Here is a 20,282-nt window from a genome sequence, read left to right on the forward strand (position 1 = left end):
CATAGGTAGGGGGGTATCCCATGGGCCATATTGCAGCAAACAAAGGCGATCTTCTCAAACGCGTAAAACGTATCGCCGGGCAAATCCAAGCCGTTGAACGGGCATTGGAATCGGATCTCGATTGTGCCAAAACACTGCATCTTGTTGCCGCTACCCGCGGAGCCATCAACGGTTTGATGGAGGAAATCATCGAGGACCACGCGCGGGAGCATGTCGCGAACCCTGCTCTCAGCGAAGAGGAGCGTAACAAGGGCGTCGAAGAACTTCTTGAGGCCATTCGCCGTTACTCCAAGTGAACGCAGGTACACACTCATGAGCAGCTCCAACATCAACTACACACACGACCACATGTTCCTTGGCTCAGCGCACGACGAAAATGCCAAGCGTACGCTTTGGGTTGTGATACTGACCGTTGTGATGATGGTCGGCGAGATCACCGCCGGGTATATGACGGGCTCGATGGCGTTGCTGGCCGATGGCTTTCACATGGCAACCCATGCCGGCGCATTGGGCATCGCGGCGGCCGCTTATGGATACGCAAAACGCCACGCTTTCAGCCAGCGCTACAGTTTCGGCACCGGAAAGGTTGGAGACTTGGGCGGGTTCGCCTCGGCGCTGATTCTCGGTATGGTCTCCCTGGGAATTGGCGTCGAGTCCGTCATACGTCTCTTGCAGCCAACGGAAGTTCAGTTCGGCACCGCTACGCTCATCGCGATTGCCGGCTTGATCGTCAACATTGTCAGTGCTCTGCTGCTGGGTCACGGGCATAGTCATGTGCACGATCATGACCATGCCCATCATGGGAACGACAACAACCTGAAATCGGCCTACGTCCACGTCATCGCGGACGCGCTGACTTCGGTTCTGGCCATTGCTGCACTGCTCGCCGGCCGGTATCTCGGTTGGGTGTGGCTGGACCCGGTCATGGGCATTGTCGGCGCTATCGTTATCGCGCGCTGGGCATGGATCTTGATGGGGGTCACCGCAGGTGTACTGCTGGATCAGACAGACGCACACGTTGCCGAGGAAATCCGTGAACTGGTTGAGAAACCTGGGGATGCCACCATCACTGACTTGCACGTCTGGCGAGTTGGACCACAAGCTCATGCGGCCATCGTCAGCGTCCTTGGTGAAGCCACTGCGAACGCCGACAGCATTCGTGAACGTCTGAAGCCGGTTCATGAAGTCAGCCATCTGACGGTCGAGTTTCGACCGGCCTGATTCAGCGCCTCCCCTCCACTGCCTCCAAAGGAAACCGTAATGCCCCCAGGGAAACGTGAACTGGCGCGGATCGAACGCCGATTGATTGCCACGCTCACTGATGCGTGCGAAACAGCAAAAGGTGAAATCAAGGGTTTTACCTGGCTCACCCACATCACTGACCTGAACGCATTGGCTGAAACCCTGAAGGTGATCTGGGTGTTCGAAACCCTCGCTGACAAAAAGCTCGCCCAGGTTAATGCGAAGACACGCATCTTTGAGCTGACGGCCATCGCCTTGAATGAGGCCAACATCGATCTGAGCCCATCAGACCTCAATGTCCGCTTTGACTCCGAGGAAGAATGCCAGCGCACTCACGGTGGCAATTGGCAGAAGCGCCTGGCCAAGGGTTATTGACGATGGCTAAAGAAATCGAAAACCCCTGCATCTCGGTTTGCCAACTGAGTGGCGACCTGTGTGTGAGTTGTGGACGGAGCAAGGAAGACATCAGAAAGTGGAAACGCATGAAGCGGCCTGAAAAAATGGCCGCTGTGCAAAGGGCGAATGTGCGCTTGAAAGGGTTGAAGAAAGCGCAGGGATAGTCGCTTGAGCTGGATGCCCGCAATTGGGATTTAAGGGACTGACCACATTTAGAAAATGTGGTCTGTCCCCTAATAACCCCATATCGTGGTCTGTTCCCAATTGTTCCTTACACACTACTAGACTGATAGGCCGCCAGAAATTGAATCCCGCTCTCACCATCAACCCGAAAGATGGCTCTATCCAAATAGCAATTGCTGGATGCAACTTTGTCATCGACAGTACATTTACCTCCGATACCACAGCGGCACCACTCGCGCAGCTCTACCGATCCGAACAGGTTCACAAAAACGGGTACGTGTGGCGTACGTATCAGGGAATCAGCATTGAAGGCGTATCGGGTGGTTTGGCGCTTTCCTTCCATTCTGGTCGACTGACTGAAGTCCATATTGGCGCGCCTGTGCCAACCACAGGAACCGAAACCGGCTGGCCTACGAGAGAATCAATTGAACTAGAAGTCAACTTTCTAAAAAACTCATTCAGGCGACAGCTTTCACGCTCATTCCAGACCGACCTGGAAAGGTTTTCATGGGGAAGCGCTTGGGCCAAATTTGATGAGAAAGGATTCTTGGCTAGCGCTGGAATAAGCTATACACCGATATCACATACCTCAGCACTACCGTCCACATAGGCATCGGCTCTCGGATTTTTATGTTGATTTTAGGCTGATGTCGACTCCTATCAGTTGAATCCACAGCCATATACGGACGCTCGCGGCTTAGCTCAGATCTTACGTATACAGTAATATCCCTCTGCACCGCCCAAGCTATGGAGTCGGGCTTGTAGCCATGAAGGGATCAAGTGAATCTACAACTTGAAATTGAGAGGATTTTTGGGGGCGAAGCATTTGCCAGGCCACTTTTCTATTCCTATCCAGGAGGTTTGCGTTTTGAGCTCTCTGAAACTGGTGGAGTGATTGAGCAATTTCTAACAGCACTACGAAAATCAACAAAGATCTGCAGCGATATCTTCCTTAATGACGCGACGCTTGTTGCTTGTCTGCGCATTCATTCTGGCAGCAACCGATTTGCTCATCGGCCCGTGATTCACGCTCTTCGATCTGCCGGTATTAACATACCCACGGAATGCTCAGTCTGGAGTGAGGAGATAGATCTGGAGGAATGGTTTTGCGAAAGTGAACCGGAGTATTGGATCAACATCGCATTTCAAGCGCCTGTGACTCTGCTTCAAGCATTTCTTTGGTGTGCTTTGGCTAAGGATTTTGCCGCAATTCAGCCTAAACCCGACTGCGCTTTATACCTCTTCAATTTGAAGAAGCACGTCATGGTTTTCCCCTACGACGACAGAGGTATGGATGTGGTTGGCCCCAACAAAGACCTGCTTTCACAGCTTTATCGTCAGCATCATACATACCTGCTGGATTACGACCGACACAAGATGGACACCACATTCGCAGGGCCTGCGCGCTAGCCTCATTGCTTACATTGGTGCTGAAACCGTGCCCACAGCCCAGGATTTCAGGGGCAGACCACATTTAGAAAATGTGGTCTGCCCCCTAATAACCCATGGCTTCATGGCGCCGAACACAATCGGCCCGCTACCTTTCACAAACTAGCCATCGAAACCGAAGTGAGAGCCTATGGGTTTTCGTACTCTGGACTAACGTTGGTCATAGCGACCTCCGGTCAGGTCGTGATTTACAGGCGTCGCCGCTGAATGAGAAGCGCGATGACTCGATCACTGCTTTCGGTCAGTGCATCAACCGGAGGCTTTTAACGCTGATTGGAGTGTGAGCAGGTAAAAAGCGCCGCTGGTCGATGGCGATTTGGACAAGAACGACTGGAGCTAACCTCTCAATGTCTGGATAATGGCCATATGCCTCCACCCGCATGGCCCATAGATAAGGACATCCATTCAGTGAAGCTGCCGTCCCCCATTTTGCTCCTCGCTTGCGCTCTGCTCCTGCCCACCGTCGCCCAAGCCAACGATGCAGCGTTGACCGAAACGCTCAAGGCACTCACCCACTGCGACGCCAACTTCTTCGCCAGCCTGAACACACACCGCGATGCCTGGGGCGCGATTGCGCCTATTGAACAGCGAAAAGATGCGGCGTGGATAGCCGTCAAAAACCGTGGCAGCAACCCGGAAAATTCGGTGCCTCTGCGCGGTACGCCGATTGTTGCCGGTATGAAACTGCTGTCCTATGTCGACGAAAGCAGCGACCTCGGCCAACTGGGTCACTACTATTACTGGGGCTTCATTGTTGAAGGCGGCGTAGACGAAGTGGCCAGGCGCCTCGCGCCGCTGATGGAACAACCGGGGCAACTGCAGAATATTGGCTCGTCTTATGTGCGCAGTGAACTCAAGGTCGGTGATCAATGGCGACTCATCCAGCCGCAGCCAGGCACGGCGCCGGGTAGCAAGCGTGTGGAACGCATCTTGATCGTCGAGGCGGAAGGCAAACAGGGCACTCAGTCGCGGGTCAATTGTTCCCTGCAAGGCGCCGTTGACGGTGCGATGCTCGCCCAACTGCGCCCGGACATCACGCCGGCTGATTATCCTCAGCCACAACCGGATACGAGCATTGCCGGCGTCGCCGTACCGGAGGGCGTGCTCAAGAGCCTCGACTCGCCGCTGCTCAAACCGAAATTCAAAACGTTGAGCTACACCTATGCCACCCGAACCGGCGATGCGATCAAGGATCGTCCGGTGACGGTTGAGTACACCGCAGACGGCGCTTTGCTGAAGAAGAATGAGATCTACAACGAAGCCTTCCACGTCGAGCGTCTCACCCAGGCGGGCCTGATTCAGTTGAAGTCGAAAATGAACGGCATAGGCGATGGACGTGTGTTGCTCACCCGCGAACTTGAGGTCAAGGCCCCGACGAGCTGGAGCCCCGGCGAGACGTTGAGCACTCGTCTGGTCATGGAAGAAGTGCCTGCTCGGCCAACCGACAAACCCATGAAGCAGTCGACGACTTGCACCGTGGGTCAGCGCTTTCCTGCCCGGCAAGTATTCACCTCGCTGACAGGTGACGCCATCGCGCTGGAGTGCGACCAGGGCACCAGTAAAACTTCCGCCGCCTTTATCGAGGATTTGGGGGTTTCCCTGACACTGGAGTCGACGTCGAAAAATACGAAGAGCGTTTACACGTTCACAGCAGTGAATGTTGTGCGTTGAGCAGTCATCGAGACTGAACTGTCTGCCAGACCCGGACAGGACAAATAGCATTGTTTTTTTGCGCAACAATAGGATCTATTGATGAGAAAGTTCGTCCTTCCATTTGTTATCGCACTGCTGTGCCTGCACGGTTGTGCGGAAATGCCCGCGTACTCCAACGTCGATCCCGCCACGGCGGATGACGAGTCGCGTTATACCGTGGTCGAGACAGATACTTATGCGGACAGGGCCCAGCGTCACTTCGCCGATCTCCAGCCGGACCTGAACATCATAAGGATCAACGACAACAAAGTCGGCAACATCCCGTTCTCTACGTACTACTACAAGAACGACTCCCCGCAGCGCGCGGTGTTGAAGCCTGGCACCTACACCATCCAATTGGAATACCAGTTGCCCCGCTACTTCCTGTTTGCGGACCTGAAGTTCGAGGGCAAACCTGGCCAGAAAATAATGGCGCGCTCAAGGTATGTGGGTCTCAATCGGCTTGAAGTGTGGCTGGAGGATGCAGTCACTGGCGAGGTAGTGAGCACCCGCGTGCACTGACGGCCCACGTCCGTAGCACCAGCGTCGCTGCCCAGAAAATCGTTCAGCGGGTGTTTCGTTGTCTAGTGTTTTTCGAGGGCGGCTGTTTTCTCCTGCTCTCGCGATTGCTTGACTCGTAGAGTGTTGAAAGAAGAGATTTGCAAAAAATATTCGTCATTTACATGTACCTTCCAGCAGCAAAGGACGCTTGATGAGAACCCCGCTACTCGCCCTTACCCTCGCAGCTCTATTGAGCGCATGCGCCATCCCTTACGAAACCCCGGAAGCCCGCGCCAATATTGAACGCGATCTGAAGCTCAGAGCAGACGAAATCGTCACTATCACCGAAACCAACTGGTGTTTATCTGCCTATGGTGATTTGCAAGTGTGCAGACCCAAGCAAGGCCTGGGTGTGCTGACCAAGAGCAAGCTAGTACTGGCCTTCTATAAGGGCGGCATCTACCAGCAAGCTGAAGTCATCAACGCCAGCGATGTGCAGTGTGCCCACCTGCAAAGTGGCAGAGCCGCAGCCGATACCTTCTACCTATTCAGTGAACGTTGGGCCGCCATGCTGGCGCCAATTACCGTGGGAGGTGCCTTGGCCCTCGACAAGAAAGCCCAGTTCCTGAGCGTGCTAGTGCCGCCAAACACTGAGAGCTTCACGGCTGGGCAAGGAAATTTTATTCAGGTCACCGATCGCAAGAATTACTCGGCGGTGGCGGTTCCAGGTACCAAAACCTATGTAGGATCCAGCGAGAGTATTTACCAGATTTTTAATCCGTGTACGCAGGGAATGAATCGCTCAGCCGGATCCTAAGTCCTGACCTGACCTGACCTTTCGAGCGAAACAGTCCCAGCAGCAATTGCAGCGCAAGAATCCAATGCAGGCCCGATGCGCCGGGCCTGTCGAGAGCCGACAGTTACAGACGCAATGAAAAAGAAGGACTGCATTGGGTCGATATCTGCCTTTCACAACAGGCAACAAACGGCCAGACCATCAGCCGCGACTTGTGCAACAAAGCCTTACCCACTGAAAAATCACCGCAGATTAAAAATCAATTTGCCTGCCGCCGATTTGAGTTTCCGTATCACTCTGACCGGCAACCTTAGCCGAAGCGCTAATTGCATTTTGATTCGCCCAATCACGAAGTTTTGTAAACTCGTCTTTACGCATTTTGCTCATTGGTACTAAACGCGAAATAGTAGTTTCAAAATCAACCATAGTCAGGTCGCTTACATCACCGGAGCCATTCATCCGCCGTGAGAACGCTTCAATCAGCGAGTCCCCAACCCAAGCTTCGATTTCAGCACCAGAAAGCACAATGTCTTTACCAAAATTCGACTCGCCTCCTAGAGCAGCCAATCGATCCAAATCAAATTTTTCTGGGTCACGTTTCAATTTCTTCAGATGTATTTCAAGAATCTTCTTTCTTTCTAATGTCGACGGGAAGTCAACGAAAAATATTTCGTCGAATCGCCCCTTTCTCAACAACTCCGGAGGTAAGCTGTTGATGTTGTTAGCGGTGGCAAACACAAAAACAGGCGCCGTTTTTTCTTGCATCCAAGTCAACAGTGTGCCGAATACGCGTGTAGCCGTGCCACCATCAGATGCTCCTCCGGAAGAGCCGGAAAGTCCTTTTTCAATTTCATCGATCCATAGGATGCAGGGCGAAATAGCTTCGGCAGTACGTAGTGCGGAACGAATATTGGATTCTGAAGAGCCAACCACCCCTTGGAAGATTTTCCCCATGTCCAAGCGCAACAAGGGCATGTTCCAAGACGACGATACGCATTTCGCCGTTAGAGACTTACCGCAACCAGGAACTCCAGTTAAGAGCAAACCCTTCGGGGTTCCGACACCGAACTCCTGAGCAATCTGCCCAAAACACTGGCTACGCAAATGGAGCCACTTCTTAAGAGTTGCCAGCCCTCCAACATCCTCGAGATTTACCTTTGAGTCGATGTATTCCAAGATACCTGTTTTCCGTATAATTTGTCTTTTTTCGGAAAGCAGATCTTTTACGGTATTTTCATTTACACTAAGACTGGATACCAATGAACGAGACAAGCTATTGTCAATTTCTAATCCCGTGAGGCCCAAAGCGGCATCAATGAGTTTATCTTTGGTTTCGCTAGAAAGATCAATCTTAACGCTGCTGTTGCCTTGCCAGGAATTAACAAAGTTATTTATCTGAGCCTTAACTTCATCTCTTGATGGCAAAGGAAAATCAATCAACGTGATTTCCTTTTGAAGATCATTGGCAATTTCAAAGCTGGGCGCCACGATAATGCAATTGCTTCGATATCCACGTGAGCGGATATTTATGGCTAAATCTCGAAGTCGACGACGATAGACAGGATTTGAGCTTGAGGAAAGGTAGTTATGAGCATCACAAAAAACAAAAATATTTTTGCTGCCCTCCTCCTTCGCCTTTTCTTCGCAAAAGTCCAAGGCCATTTTCAAATCAAAGGTTTTATCCCCAGCCACGACGCCATTTATCTGGACTCCTAGCGTCGAGTTCCAAACGAACAAACGATGGCCAAGCGCCTTGGCGATTTCAGAAACTTCATTGAGTGCACGCTCTTCCTCGAAAGTTTCAATGACCAAAATCGCATAACGCGCTTTGAGGTAATCTGTTATCTGCTTGGTACGGCTCATGCCTATTATCCCTGCGCTTGAACTGAGTTATACATGCATCGGAAGACCGGTTTTGGTAACGCCAGATTTTGAAACAACAAACTCGACAACTCTTCTAGCACGGAAAAAGTCAATGTCGACTCTGTCGCTGGTTTTGATAATCTGCTTGTGCTGATAGGGATGTTTCGCGTTATGCCGATACCGACCAGCCAGCGTCAAGTCTACGGCTTTAACAACACGAATCATGGCTTCATTCTGGAATATCTCTTTTGGCGTATAGCCTGTATAAAGTATCCAGTTTTTCTCGCCATTGACGGCATGTATTAATTGCTCCAAGGCTGGTGCCTGGTCGAGCGGCTCCCCCCCAGAGAGGGTAACCCCAGCGATGTCCAGCGCATTTATCTTCTGTGCCAATTCATAAACAGGCATCAGCGTACTCGCTTCGCGAGCGTGGGTCTTCTGATTGAAGCACCCCTTACAATTCAGCGCACAACCCTGCACCCATAATGTCAAGCGCAACCCGGGGCCGTTAACGCTGCTCAACTCCATATGGTGTACATTGATTTCCATTTAGAAATTCGCACTGAGAATTTGAAGGGTTTGCTCTTCATGGACTACGGTATATTCCGGCTTCCACTCAGTCATAAGTTCCGCAGTAGGGCTAGAAAGTAGAGATTCAAGTTCTTCAGTAAGTTTTGTGCAAATATCGCCTTTCACGCCATGCACTTCCTCCGTAATTTCATCGCCCGTAAAGGTGACATGAATGCTGTATTCGTAGTTAGGTCCGAATTCGACCTCGAACCCTTGAAGAGTTTCTTTCACTCTTGCTGGAACACCTGATGCGTCTATGCGCTTGATGGTTTCATCGATGGCTACGCTGATGTACGCTTTCTGAAAGCTTAAAGCCAAATCAGCCATTATCGCTTCGTCGTCGGACGAAATAGTTCCCCGTTCGATGAGGAGTTTGTAGGAGCCCTCCTCAATTTGGCAAACAAATAGATTGAATTTATCAGCCGTTTGGCCACAAACAGCCCTAAATTGCTGCTTGCCCATATAGCCTATTTTGCTCAATACCTTTTTACTGAAGTCGCTGGCAAATACGGAAACCAGACCAGTCGTTGGGCTTAGGCCCATCTTGCCGAACGCTTTGGCAATGGCTTCTTCATTAACATAAGAAAATTCAAACTTTGTACAATGAGACATTGTTAAAGCTCCAGCCTGCGACCGGAAACAACTTCTTCGGCGTTCTGGATAGCAATTATTACGTCAGGGGCTACCTCAATGTTGCGCATAGGCGCCGTGGATGCAAGCGCAGCCTCAGGCGCAACAATTTCTGAAACCGATGTTGGAGTTCCAGAGTTGACAACTACCCGACGTCTTTGTGCTGTCTGTGATGCACCACTACCACAAAGAAGACTTGCATCAATCGCTTCCAGCAGCCTTCTTATTACCAGAATGGGATTTGATGTGAGCTTTTCATATAGCCCAATGCGCAACAAAGCATCGGCTCCATCATTGAATTGCAATTTAACGAAGTAATTTTGATTTTCATCGCCAGCGATCCCAATGCGCGAGACCTGATTCAGATCCCGCGACAGCTTTCTCCAAAGATACCCATCAAACGACGCTACAATGAATTTTGTCGCTGTTGCGGCAAAAGCATTGCTACCAACTTCAACCTCGTCAGCATCAAAATTCTGGTAGCTGACCAGAATTTTCTCCCCCACAGGAAATCCCAGAGCGGTTGCCAAATATTCATTTGTCGAAAAATCGATATCTGCGTGAAATTTTAAGCTTTTTGACAGAACATAAAGGCTAAAGATGCCTACTAATCCATAGCCTATTGCTCTCAGCGCGTCTTCCGGTGCAAGAGCCACAAAAACTGCGAAAATAAAAACAATGATTCCGTAACCGTAATTTATGGCCGTCTTTGTACTGAGCTTTTTATTTCTATAAGCCTGAAATGTTTTGCCGGGAATATACTTTTTTGAAGGTGCAAATAGCAGGAGGCACACACCAAAAAAAATCAGACCAATAAGCCCCATTGCAGCCTGGCGCTTTTGCCCATTTTGCAACCCTTCAAGAAACATCCACGCACCGGTAACGATGAAAACAGGTAAGCATGCCAGTATTGCAAGTCCCGTTTTCTTACCTTTGGTGGCCATCATCATTTTCCACATCGGGATAGTCTTTATCATTCACAAACCTTCTAGAGTTGGTGCAGAAGCGCGTAGTGAGGGGCTGACTGTAGAACTACTCATTGATCTATGCTACATGACAATCTTTGCTTTATCACGCGCTAGGGATGGTCTGAAGTAGCCATACGTTTCGGGCTAACTTCGACCACTGCCGATTTTGAAAGTGGCGAGTCGATCCAAAACGCTCAGATCACTCACTCATTTCTGGTTTTTCAGCCGCAGCGAGCACCTCGCAGCGGCCATTCCCCGTATTACAGGCGCACCTCTCCTGCGTTGCTCTATAAATGTCGGCGGGCCATCCACAGATTTCCGATTTTGTAGTGGCCTGGGTTGTTGCAGTTACACATGCAGCAAGCACGAACGATTAAACACAATATTTCAAGGTAATTACCTTACGCTCAATACCTAACGCTTTGGCATCATCAATAGAGAGCATCACGGGTAGTTGGCTCCGCTACAGATCGTAACTGCTGTGTACATTACACTCGAGCGGTAGCTCCGGCAAGGCGCCAAGCACTCGTTTGCGAATGCCAAGATCGGACTTCAAAAAACGCCTCCAGTTATTGAAACTGAACGGGGAACACTATCGGCATAGTTGTTGCGACACAAATCAGCTAACCCTGAAAAAGGCTATCAGTGCTAAAGCGCCCTGCGGAAACGATGATTCGGCAAGAACCCCTGTTTCGATTATCGTTTCCAGGTCTTACTTCAACCCGAAGTTACACTTCAGTTCGACGATGCGGGCCCACGATGCTGGTGGGCCTCCGGAGTGGTTGGCCGGCCACAGCCGTTAGCTGCCCTCTGCGAAGGGAAGCTTCGGGTCGTTTTCTGCCCTTCGTGACAGGCAGCAATCGGCCAGAAGCGTTCGGTGGACGGAGCGATAGAAAATGAGTAGCTATGCTTGGTCTACTGCCGGAACTGATTGAGCAGATTGGGCTTTCCGTCCATGGTGTATAAGCCCCTTCAGCGGTTACCCGACTATCACAATGCCCGGCCTGGTCAGGGATAGACGACAGAGCAAGGAATGTTATCCATCAAGCCTGTGAAGGCGTTATCACCCCAACTTGGGGTCTTAGGCCCAAAGAGTAGTCCGCCATGACCGTAGTCGATCGCCTCAGGTATTTGCGTGTCGTTCTAGTTTTGGCTGGCCTCGCGTGCCTTGCTCTCTACCCACTTATGTTGTTCTGGCCGTCCGGCTGGGCCTGGCACGTCGGTCACTCGGACTACCCGATGATGATCGTTGGCATCTACGCCACACTTGGCGTGTTCTTGATCCTGGCCGCACGTGATCCATTAGCCAATCTGAGCCTGATCTGGTTCACCGTGTGGTCTAGCGCCATACACGGAGGAATCATGGCCGTCCAGGCGGTCACCCAGCCGGGGCAAATGGGGCACTTGGCAGGTGACGTGCCAGCGCTCTTCATCGTGGCGGTTGCCTTGGCCATCTTGACGCCCCGTTCGTAATTGGCCGCCGAATGGGTACGCCCTCACGTTTTGGGAATTGTCGGGTTGTCGATTTTCGCCTGGCTGTTATCGAATATGCAGTCGATTCACCGATATTCCTTGGTCAAGCTACCTGCGGAGGATCTTGCGCGCTATATGCGATTGAAAAACTGCCTGCAGAGAATCACATTGCGCAGCAAGGGCCAGCTAACCCAACTCGCCAGCAGACCACCGATGACTCCCACCAATGGCGCTCCGAGATAATTCAACCGGCTTTTACTTTCCACGCTTACCCTCATCACTACACGCTAAAACAGAAATATCTGATTTCAAGGTAATCTTCGATGCCGCACTTGGAGCCTTCACTTTTCAAACACTGAACAACGATGTCCGAAAACTGGAGCAAAAATGCTGTCTGGATTAGTACGCTTTTGGCAGTGCCACTCGCGCATCATGTTGCCCACTTTCGGCTAGCGCATTTGCCACGAAGCCATCTTTTACGCGACGACTTATAAAATCCTGAATGTACGCAGCTGCGATGCTCCGAGCCTTCGGAACAGCCATCGCCTGGCGAATTTGGGTGAAGTTGTCTGCCAGCACCCTTACTCCCTGAGCTGACGTTGCAAACCGCTCCAATGGCTGTCGCACTCCCGCTGCGGCCTCCAATCCCTGCTCATAAAACAGATCAATAGCGCTCGCTGAGGTCTCCCCTCTGACGAGCTCAGCTCTCTGAAGAGTGCGTGTGAGATACAAGTCATACGCGGCACCACGACCTACAGAAATCCTGTGACCTTGCGCATCCAGGTCAGATGCACTTTGGTAAGGGCTTTGCTCACGAACGAGGTAGGTGCCGTCGATACTCACATAAGGTTCTGAAAAGGCGATCTTCTCCGCGCGTACTGGTTCAATAGCTAGGAACGCCAAGTCCCACTGCCCGTCCTCCAAGGCAGCAAACACCTTCCCAGCGGCATCGTATGCAGCCAGCTTGACCGCGACACCCAACTCCTGTGCCAATGCATTTGCCAACGCAACAGATACACCTCCTAAAGTGCCGGTGGCTTCATCGCGCTGGGCCAGGACTGGATTACCTAGATTGATGGCTACCCGCAGTTCGCCATAAGGGGCCAAATCGCGACGCACAGCTGCAATATCAGAACTCATAACTGCTCACCTCTTTCAATCTCTGGAGACGGCTCGCCATCAGTTTGCTGACGACGCTTCACGAGCATGCCCACAATCAAGACCAACATCGCACCGACCACACCAGCTGCGTAGTGCGACCGTGACGGGAGGCTTGGCAAGCTGATGTCACCGACAGCCATGCTTCCGGCGATCCAGCCAAGCAATGCCGCCCCGAGTGTGATGATCAATGGAAACCGATCCATAAAATGGAGCACCAGCTTGCTGCCCCAGATGATGATTGGAATGCTGATGACGATGCCAAAGATCACCAGCTCCAGGCTTCCTTTAGATGCTCCCGCGACCGCAACAACGTTATCCAGGCTCATGACAGCATCAGCGACAATGATTGTCTTGATCGCCCCCCACAGCCGAGGACTGGCTGCAAGGTTGTCATGCGCATCCTCCTTCTCTGGAACGAGCATTTTGATACCAATCCAGAGAAGCAGTGCTGCCCCGATGAACTTTAGGTACGGCAATTCCAACAATTGCAGTGCAAAGAAAATCATCACAATGCGGAGCACTATGGCTCCCAGCGCGCCACCAAGAATGGCGCGATTACGCTGAGCTTCCGGGAGCTTGCGGCATGCCAATGCAATGACAACTGCGTTGTCGCCCCCGAGCAAGATGTCGATGGCGATGATTTGCGCCACTGCCAGCCAGAACGTTGGCGAGTTGAGTAGTTCGATCAAAGTAAGCATTCCAGGTCTCTGCGAATCAGGCGGTCAGGTCGTTTTGAAAGTCATACAAACAGGGCTGCCGGTTTTAATCACATGGCCATTTTCAGTGAGTCCACCTGAATGTCTGTCAACGTCAAATGCGACATTGAATCAGGTGTGCTCATGCCGAGCGTCGCTCGGCATGACACTGGCAAATCAAACCACTTCGGGGATGCGTACCCAGCCTTCCATCAGTCGACGAGCACTGCGGCTCATGACTGCTTTTTCGACTGTCCAGGCCCCCTCTACAAAGGCGGTTTTCGCACCAACAGCGACGCTGCCAGCGGTGTGTCCCATGCGTACCTGACGATCTCTGACGTCGCCGACGATGCGATTGACCAACGTGCCATCAAGTGCTGCTGCAACTGCGACAGCAACAGCGCCGGTGCCAGTGATTGCATGGTGAAGCTTGCCCATCGAGAGAATCCGGGCAATCACGTCGATGTCACCTGGCTCTACCTGTTTGCCACCCGCTGCCTTGTAGGCTTGAGGTTTAGCAACCATGCATAGCTTCGGAGTATGAGGACGCAATCGCGTTGCTTCTTCCGCACTCTCGGCCAAGCCCATGGCCACCGTGCAATGGGCGCGAATGATTTCAAGCCGTGCAAGCAACTGCGCATCACCGTTAACCTGGTCTTGAGTTTCGGTGCCTTTCAGGCCCACCTTATCCGCGTCTACGAATATGGTCGGGTTGCCAGCATTCAGCAGTGTCACTGCAAGATTACCGACGCCCGGAATGTCCAATTCGTCGATGGCATTTCCGGTTGGCAGAATGCTGCCATCTGAACCACCGGGATTGAGGAATTCCAAGACAACTTCGGCAGCAGGAAAAGCTACGCCATCGAGTACGAAATCACCCTCTTCCTGAACCTCACCATCACGCATTGGCACGTGGGCGATGATTCGCTTCTGGATGTTGGCTTGCCAGATGCGGACAACTGCCATGCCATCGCGAGGTGCATCCACCAAGCCTTCGGAAATCGCGTAAGGGCCAACCGCCGAGCTCAGATTTCCGCAGTTACCTGACCAATCGATTACAGGGGTCTCAATCGCCGGCGCACCAAACAGGTAATCCACATCACAGTCATCACGGGTGGATTTACCGATGATCACAACCTTGCTGGTACTGGAGGTGGCGCCGCCCATCCCATCGATCTGCTTGCCATACACATCCGGACTGCCAATCACACGAAGCAGGATCGCATCACGCTCCGCACCTGCTGGTGGCAGATTCTCGCCAAGAAAGAACACGCCTTTGCTGGAACCGCCACGCATGTAAACGGCAGGAATACGTCTTTGGGTCATTTTTTTACTCCAACGAATCAGCGGTGCATCAGTTAACGGATGCGTTCTTCATGCTTTCGATCAGAAGCTGTGGCAGCAAACCACCGCTGCGGAAGTAGCGGACGTCTTCGAAGGTATCCAGACGACTCACGACCGTGACGCGCTCTTTCTCACCACTCTCACGCTCGATCACCAGCGTGATTTTTGCGCCCGGCTGGAAGTCTGCGGTGATGCCTTCAACGCTGAATGTTTCACGTCCATTCAGGCCCAGACTCTGACGAGAAACACCGTCCTCAAACTGCAACGGAAGAATGCCGAGGCCAGCCAGGTTGGTGCGGTGAATACGCTCGAAGCTTTCGGCCACGACCACACGAACACCCAACAGACGGGGGCCTTTTGCAGCCCAGTCGCGCGAGGATCCACTTCCGTACTCCTTACCGGCGACAACGATCAGCGACTGCTTACGTTGTGCGTAGATCTCGGCGGCCTGGAAAATCGTGGTGACCTCTTTCTCGGGCAGAAGCAACGTCCACGGGCCCTCACGGCCATCTTCAAGCAGTTCGTTTTTCAAACGAGGGCTTGCGAAGGTCGCACGCTGCGCCGCTTCATGGTTGCCACGACGCGTACCGTAGGAGTTGAAGTCTGGTACTGCGATGCCGTGCGATTGCAGGTACTGGCCCGCATCGCTTTCTGGAAGAATCGCGCCAGATGGTGAGATGTGGTCGGTGGTGATGTTGTCCGAGAGCATGGCCAACACACGCATGTTGCTGAGGTCTTTGGCTGTGTCTGTCGCAGTCACCGCGTCGCTCCAATATGGAGGTTTGCGGATGTAGGTGCTGCTTTCTTGCCAGGCATATTGGTCTCTGACGCCCGCGCGCAGATCGCTGGCGATCAAGCCTGCTTCACGCGGAACATCCTCGTAGGCCTTGTCGAACAGATCGGCAGTCAAATTATCAGCTTCGATTTGCGTCAGCTCCTCATCGCTCGGCCACAACTCGTGTAGGTAGACCGGTACGCCCTTGTCGTCGAGACCCAATGCGTCCTTTTCCGGGTCAATCAAGTAGGTGCCGGCAATCGCATAAGCGACGATCAACGGTGGCGACATGATGAAAACTTCGCGCGCCAGTGGGTGGACTCGGCCTTCAAAGTTACGGTTGCCTGAAGTCGCAGCCACAGTCTCCAACTTGCGAGCACGAATTTCGTCTTCGATTTCGGTGCTGAGCAACGGGCCGGACATACCGTTGCAGGTGGTGCAGCCATAGCCAACCAGGTTGAAACCTAAAGCGTCCAGATCTTCATTCAGGCCAGACCGCTCAAGATAGTCCGATACCACCATGGAGCCAGGAGCGAACGAAGTTTTCACCCAGGGGGCTCTCTTCAGTCCACGCTTTCGTGCGTTACGCGCAACCAGCCCCGCAGCGATTACTCCCCTTGGGTTGGAGGTGTTGGTGCAACTGGTAATGGCAGCGAGAACTATCGAGCCATTGTCCAGACCGGCAGGAAGATTGGTGGCAGGCGCCTTTTGTCCCAATACGATGCGTTGGTGTGGCTGCTTAGGCCCGGCTATCGAGCGTGCAACAGTGCTGAGATTGAGTGTTACCACACGGTTGTATTCAGCCTCGGCAAGACTGTCATGCCAGAGACCTTGTGCCCGCGCATACGCTTCCGTCAGTCCCGAAATCTGACCGCCACGCCCCGTCATACGCAAGTAATGCAGCGTCCGGTCATCAATTGCGAACATTGCTGCTGTTGCACCGAATTCCGGCGCCATGTTCGACAAGGTTCCACGGTCTGCCAGTGATAGCTGGGGCACGCCCGGGCCAAAGAACTCGAGGAAGGAACCGATCACACCTGCATTACGAAGTTGTTCAGTCAACGCCAGTGCAATATCGGTCGCGAGGTAGCCTTGAGGCAATGTGCCTTCCAGACGCACGCCAACGATTTCCGGCAGGCGCAGCATCAGTGATTTGCCCAGCATCGCGGCTTCGGCCTCAATGCCGCCAACACCCCAGCCCAACACACCAATGGCGTTGATCATAGTGGTGTGGCTATCAGTACCTACCAACGTATCCGGGAAAGCCCACAGCTCGTCATCACGGCGCTGAGTACCCACAACGGTGGTCAGACGCTCGAGGTTGATCTGGTGAAGGATGCCTTTGCCCGAGGGAATGATGGAGAGATTGCTGAAAGCCTTGTTACACCAGTCCAGAAACTGGAAACGCTCCGCATTGCGTTCACGTTCGATAGCCTCGTTATCAGCAAGAGCACTGGCATCGCCCCAACGTTCGACGTTGAGCGAGTGATCCACAACGAGATGGGTTGGGGTCACCGGGTTCACCAAGCGCGGATTACCACCTTTCTCCGCGACGGCATCTCTCAAACCAGCGAGGTCTACGAGTGCTGGCGTACCCAGCAGATCCTGCAGCACAACCCGGGCCGGGCGGAACGGGATGTCGAATTCTTTGGAACGGGCACATATCACTTTAAGTGCGGCTTCAGGATCGCCCTCACCACGCAAAACGTTCTCGGCAAGAACTCGCAGGCTATAGGGCAGCTTGGCGTAGTCACCGCCCAGGTCAGTCACAACCCCCCGAATATCACTTACACGGTACTCGATGCCGTTGGCGGAAACGGTTCGACCCTTTGACTTAGGCATTGGCTAATCCTCACAGGCTGTACGGGCAATGTTTTTGTGAGAGCCATATTGCACTTTGTCACGATATAGATCAATGTTGATTTGTCCGAGTCATCTCAAACCCGAGATCGGACGTACCCCAACCAACGATTTCTACTGTGCACAGTCGCTCCTTTGACGCAGCGCCCGGTTGGGTACGGTAGAAAAAATAAACATAAGAAAGTCGAGGCTCACCATGATCAAGCTCACATGCCCCAGCTCCATCCTCACTCCCCTTTTTTTCGAGCCAGCCTCGACTTGATAACCATGGATCTGGAACAGCCACGCGGCTGACGAGAGCCACATACGTCTAATAAAAGTGGGAGTACGACCGTGTTAACAATCCTTGGTTTTTCAATGGTCATTTGTTTCATGTACCTGATCATGACAAAGCGCCTATCGGCGCTTATTGCGCTGATCCTGATACCTATCGTTTTCGCTTTGATCGGGGGCCATTACGCGGGCCTCGGCGGCATGATGCTCGACGGTGTCAAAACCCTCGCACCAACGGGCGTGATGTTGACGTTTTCGATTCTTTACTTCGGCATCATGATCGACGCGGGGCTCTTTGACGGGCTCGTGCGCTTCATCTTGAAGCTGGTGAAAGGAGACCCGCTGAAGGTTCTGGTGGGCACTGCCGTGCTGACGATGCTGGTATCCCTGGACGGCGACAGTTCAACCACTTACATGATCGCCTGTGCAGCGTTTCTGCCGCTTTACCAGCGATTGGGTATGAACGTGCTGGGTATGGTCTGCGTAGTGAATATCGCCAGCGGCATCATGAACATTTCACCCTGGGGTGGGCCAACAGCGCGCGCCGCTGCCGCCCTGCATGTCGATGCGCTTGAGATATTCCTACCGATGATTCCTGCCATGCTGATGGGGGCGGCCTGCCTCATATTTACGGCCATTGTGCTGGGTCGCAAAGAGCGTGCCGCGCTCGGAGTGCTTCATCTCGAAGACTTTCACCATGGATCGATGGCTTTGGGGAATGGATCGGCAGAAGAGTGTGACGTGCATCGCCGTCCGAAAATGTTCTGGCCAAATCTGATTCTCACACTCGCCTTGATCGCTTGCCTTGTCGCGGGGGCCATGCCAATCCAGGTGCTTTTCATGGTCGGTTTCGCACTGGCAATCATGATCAACTACCCAAGTATCGAACACCAAAAGGAACGTATCGCCTCCCATGCGTCGAATGTGCTGGCCGTCACCGCGCTGATCTTTGCCGCCGGGATATTCACAGGCATCCTGTCTGGAACCGGCATGGTGGATGCGATGGCCAAAAGTTTGCTCACTGTCATTCCACACAGCTTCGGCCCGTTCCTGGCCGTATTCACAGCATTGGTCAGCATGCCGTTCACATTCTTCATGTCCAATGATGCGTTTTACTTCGGCATTCTGCCCGTGATCGCACAGACAGCCGTTCAGTATGGAATCACGCCTCTTGAAATTGCCCGCGCCTCAGTGGTCGGCCAACCTGTCCATCTGCTGAGCCCGCTGGTACCGTCCCTGTACCTGTTGGTCGCATTGGCAAAAGTCGATCTGGGTGACCACCAGCGCTTCGCTCTCAAGTGGGCAATTTTTGCCAGCTTCGGCCTGCTCGCTGGTGGCCTGTTGTTCGGGGCGTTCCCCTTCTACCAGGTTCGATAAAACAGGCGCTCGGAGCAACACAAACCTCGGCAGAGGCAAAAAAATGGTCTCTGCCGTTAAGCTTACCGACACGCTAGAATGGCGATTCCATGGTCAGCTCTATTTGGTTCTCGATCCAATGCCTCTAAGTCCTCTGCAAGCACGCATTGCGCGTGACATTGTTTCTCACGTGCGTCGTGAACGCTTCGATATAGGGCATCACCTGGTCGAGTCACAGCTGGCGGCAACGCTTAACGTTTCACGTACTCCAATCAAGTTTGCCATGGGCCATTTGGTCGAAAAGGGCATGCTCACATACGACCGAAATCGAGGCTTTTTTCTAGCCCGCTCCAGCGACGATCTAGTAGACCTCGCCTCGGAAGTCATGGAGAGCAGTGACGATCCGCTCTACCTGAAGTTTGCCGAATTACGTCTCAGCCGACAGCTTCCCGAGCTGTTTACCGAGATTGAGTTCATGCGTCGGTTTGATGTGTCTCGGGCAGCACTGAGAGCGGTTCTCTCACGCATCCAGCAGGAAGGATGGATTGAACAACGCGCGGGTCAAGGATGGCGGCTTCTGCCCATGATCGATTCAGTGGAGGCGTATGAAGAAAGCTATTCATTCCGCGCAACCATCGAGCCCTCTGGCCTGCTCTCACCCACATTTCAAATAGATCGTGAAACGCTTGCTACCTGTCGCAAACAACAGGAGTTCATTGCCAACGGTGGTTACCTGACTATGACTCCTCAGGAGCTGTTTGAGGCGAACTCACTGTTTCACGAGACACTGGCGGCGTGCTCCGGCAATCGCTTCCTGCATCAAACCGTCCGCCGTCTCGACCAATTGCGTCGACTGGTAGAATACCGTCAAGCCAGCACACGAGCCCCACGCAAAGGCCAGGCGGAAGAGCATCTCGCGATCCTCGACTGCCTGGAACGAGGGGATCGGCTGGCAGCAGCAGACCAGATGCGCAGACACCTGGAGCAGGCCCGACGTAAAAAAGTAGATCCTTCTCTGTTCGAATAACCCCCCGCTCTCCTCACTTCATGCCAAG

At 52.8% G+C, this 20,282-nt stretch carries 19 protein-coding genes; 11 read left to right on the top strand and 8 right to left on the bottom strand.

Translation table 11 applies throughout. The features are described 5' to 3' along the window. Nucleotides 1-20: 20 nt before the first annotated feature. The 8 genes from ACM6IO_RS14755 to ACM6IO_RS14790 all read left to right on the top strand — a co-directional run bounded on the left by ACM6IO_RS14755 (nucleotide 21) and on the right by ACM6IO_RS14790 (nucleotide 6,280). Nucleotides 21-296 carry a metal/formaldehyde-sensitive transcriptional repressor gene (locus ACM6IO_RS14755; protein ID WP_008033367.1) on the top strand — a complete coding sequence of 92 codons (276 nt, stop codon included), beginning with the start codon at nucleotides 21-23 and terminating at the stop codon, nucleotides 294-296. Between the two features lie 16 nt (nucleotides 297-312). Further along, nucleotides 313-1,221, top strand: coding sequence for a CDF family Co(II)/Ni(II) efflux transporter DmeF (gene dmeF / locus ACM6IO_RS14760; protein ID WP_414911740.1), 909 nt, complete (start codon nucleotides 313-315; stop codon nucleotides 1,219-1,221). A 39-nt stretch (nucleotides 1,222-1,260) separates the two neighbouring features. Continuing rightward, entirely contained in the window at nucleotides 1,261-1,617 is a 357-nt protein-coding gene (locus tag ACM6IO_RS14765) for a hypothetical protein (protein WP_008044185.1), read from the top strand. A gap of 2 nt (nucleotides 1,618-1,619) precedes the next feature. Then, nucleotides 1,620-1,802: a DUF1289 domain-containing protein gene (locus tag ACM6IO_RS14770; protein WP_008033373.1), complete on the top strand. Its 183-nt coding sequence runs from the start codon at nucleotides 1,620-1,622 to the stop codon at nucleotides 1,800-1,802. Nucleotides 1,803-2,601: 799 nt separating this feature from the next. Then, nucleotides 2,602-3,231: a DUF3885 domain-containing protein gene (locus ACM6IO_RS14775; protein ID WP_223435645.1), complete on the top strand. Its 630-nt coding sequence runs from the start codon at nucleotides 2,602-2,604 to the stop codon at nucleotides 3,229-3,231. A gap of 447 nt (nucleotides 3,232-3,678) precedes the next feature. Continuing rightward, complete coding sequence (locus ACM6IO_RS14780) at nucleotides 3,679-4,941, top strand: hypothetical protein (RefSeq protein WP_414911741.1); 1,263 nt, start codon at nucleotides 3,679-3,681, stop codon at nucleotides 4,939-4,941. Nucleotides 4,942-5,022: 81 nt separating this feature from the next. Continuing rightward, nucleotides 5,023-5,484 carry a hypothetical protein gene (locus tag ACM6IO_RS14785; protein WP_192229330.1) on the top strand — a complete coding sequence of 154 codons (462 nt, stop codon included), beginning with the start codon at nucleotides 5,023-5,025 and terminating at the stop codon, nucleotides 5,482-5,484. A gap of 190 nt (nucleotides 5,485-5,674) precedes the next feature. Beyond that, the gene (locus ACM6IO_RS14790) at nucleotides 5,675-6,280 is read left to right on the top strand and encodes a hypothetical protein (RefSeq protein WP_414911742.1); all 606 of its coding nucleotides are present in this window, start codon (nucleotides 5,675-5,677) and stop codon (nucleotides 6,278-6,280) included. Nucleotides 6,281-6,511: 231 nt separating this feature from the next. On the opposite strand, the gene ACM6IO_RS14795 is transcribed toward ACM6IO_RS14790, so the two are convergent. From ACM6IO_RS14795 to ACM6IO_RS14810, 4 genes are read right to left on the bottom strand one after another with little or no spacing between them, the layout of a single operon-like run. Next, on the bottom strand, nucleotides 6,512-8,122 hold the full coding sequence (locus ACM6IO_RS14795; RefSeq protein ID WP_414911743.1) for an AAA family ATPase: 1,611 nt from the start codon (nucleotides 8,120-8,122) through the stop codon (nucleotides 6,512-6,514). A gap of 27 nt (nucleotides 8,123-8,149) precedes the next feature. Further along, nucleotides 8,150-8,671 carry a 4Fe-4S single cluster domain-containing protein gene (locus tag ACM6IO_RS14800; protein WP_414911744.1) on the bottom strand — a complete coding sequence of 174 codons (522 nt, stop codon included), beginning with the start codon at nucleotides 8,669-8,671 and terminating at the stop codon, nucleotides 8,150-8,152. Next, nucleotides 8,672-9,304: a DUF2997 domain-containing protein gene (locus ACM6IO_RS14805; RefSeq protein WP_414911745.1), complete on the bottom strand. Its 633-nt coding sequence runs from the start codon at nucleotides 9,302-9,304 to the stop codon at nucleotides 8,672-8,674. Between the two features lie 2 nt (nucleotides 9,305-9,306). Then, on the bottom strand, nucleotides 9,307-10,299 hold the full coding sequence (locus tag ACM6IO_RS14810) for a hypothetical protein (protein ID WP_414911746.1): 993 nt from the start codon (nucleotides 10,297-10,299) through the stop codon (nucleotides 9,307-9,309). A 1,095-nt stretch (nucleotides 10,300-11,394) separates the two neighbouring features. On the opposite strand from ACM6IO_RS14810, the gene ACM6IO_RS14815 reads away from it, so the two are divergent. Then, nucleotides 11,395-11,763 (top strand): DUF6632 domain-containing protein, encoded by a 369-nt coding sequence (locus ACM6IO_RS14815; RefSeq protein WP_192229334.1) that lies wholly within the window; start codon nucleotides 11,395-11,397, stop codon nucleotides 11,761-11,763. A gap of 399 nt (nucleotides 11,764-12,162) precedes the next feature. On the opposite strand, the gene ACM6IO_RS14820 is transcribed toward ACM6IO_RS14815, so the two are convergent. The 4 genes from ACM6IO_RS14820 to ACM6IO_RS14835 all read right to left on the bottom strand — a co-directional run bounded on the left by ACM6IO_RS14820 (nucleotide 12,163) and on the right by ACM6IO_RS14835 (nucleotide 17,580). Further along, nucleotides 12,163-12,903, bottom strand: a complete 741-nt coding sequence (locus tag ACM6IO_RS14820; protein ID WP_414911747.1) for a transporter substrate-binding domain-containing protein — start codon at nucleotides 12,901-12,903, stop codon at nucleotides 12,163-12,165. Continuing rightward, nucleotides 12,900-13,613: a TerC family protein gene (locus ACM6IO_RS14825; RefSeq protein WP_414911785.1), complete on the bottom strand. Its 714-nt coding sequence runs from the start codon at nucleotides 13,611-13,613 to the stop codon at nucleotides 12,900-12,902. Before ACM6IO_RS14825 ends, ACM6IO_RS14820 begins: the two co-directional genes overlap by 4 nt. A gap of 183 nt (nucleotides 13,614-13,796) precedes the next feature. After that, nucleotides 13,797-14,945 (bottom strand): 2-methylaconitate cis-trans isomerase PrpF, encoded by a 1,149-nt coding sequence (gene prpF / locus ACM6IO_RS14830; RefSeq protein WP_192229336.1) that lies wholly within the window; start codon nucleotides 14,943-14,945, stop codon nucleotides 13,797-13,799. 28 nt (nucleotides 14,946-14,973) lie between these two features. Further along, a complete protein-coding gene (locus tag ACM6IO_RS14835; protein ID WP_414911748.1) occupies nucleotides 14,974-17,580 on the bottom strand; it encodes an aconitate hydratase in 2,607 nt (868 codons plus the stop codon). Between the two features lie 351 nt (nucleotides 17,581-17,931). On the opposite strand from ACM6IO_RS14835, the gene ACM6IO_RS14840 reads away from it, so the two are divergent. Continuing rightward, entirely contained in the window at nucleotides 17,932-19,248 is a 1,317-nt protein-coding gene (locus ACM6IO_RS14840; RefSeq protein ID WP_192496250.1) for a CitMHS family transporter, read from the top strand. A 43-nt stretch (nucleotides 19,249-19,291) separates the two neighbouring features. Continuing rightward, nucleotides 19,292-20,254: a GntR family transcriptional regulator gene (locus ACM6IO_RS14845; RefSeq protein WP_225610015.1), complete on the top strand. Its 963-nt coding sequence runs from the start codon at nucleotides 19,292-19,294 to the stop codon at nucleotides 20,252-20,254. The last annotated feature ends 28 nt before the right edge of the window (nucleotides 20,255-20,282 follow it).

Origin of the sequence: Pseudomonas sp. IT-P44, assembly GCF_949768225.1 — a bacterium.
Taxonomy (GTDB): domain Bacteria; phylum Pseudomonadota; class Gammaproteobacteria; order Pseudomonadales; family Pseudomonadaceae; genus Aquipseudomonas; species Aquipseudomonas migulae.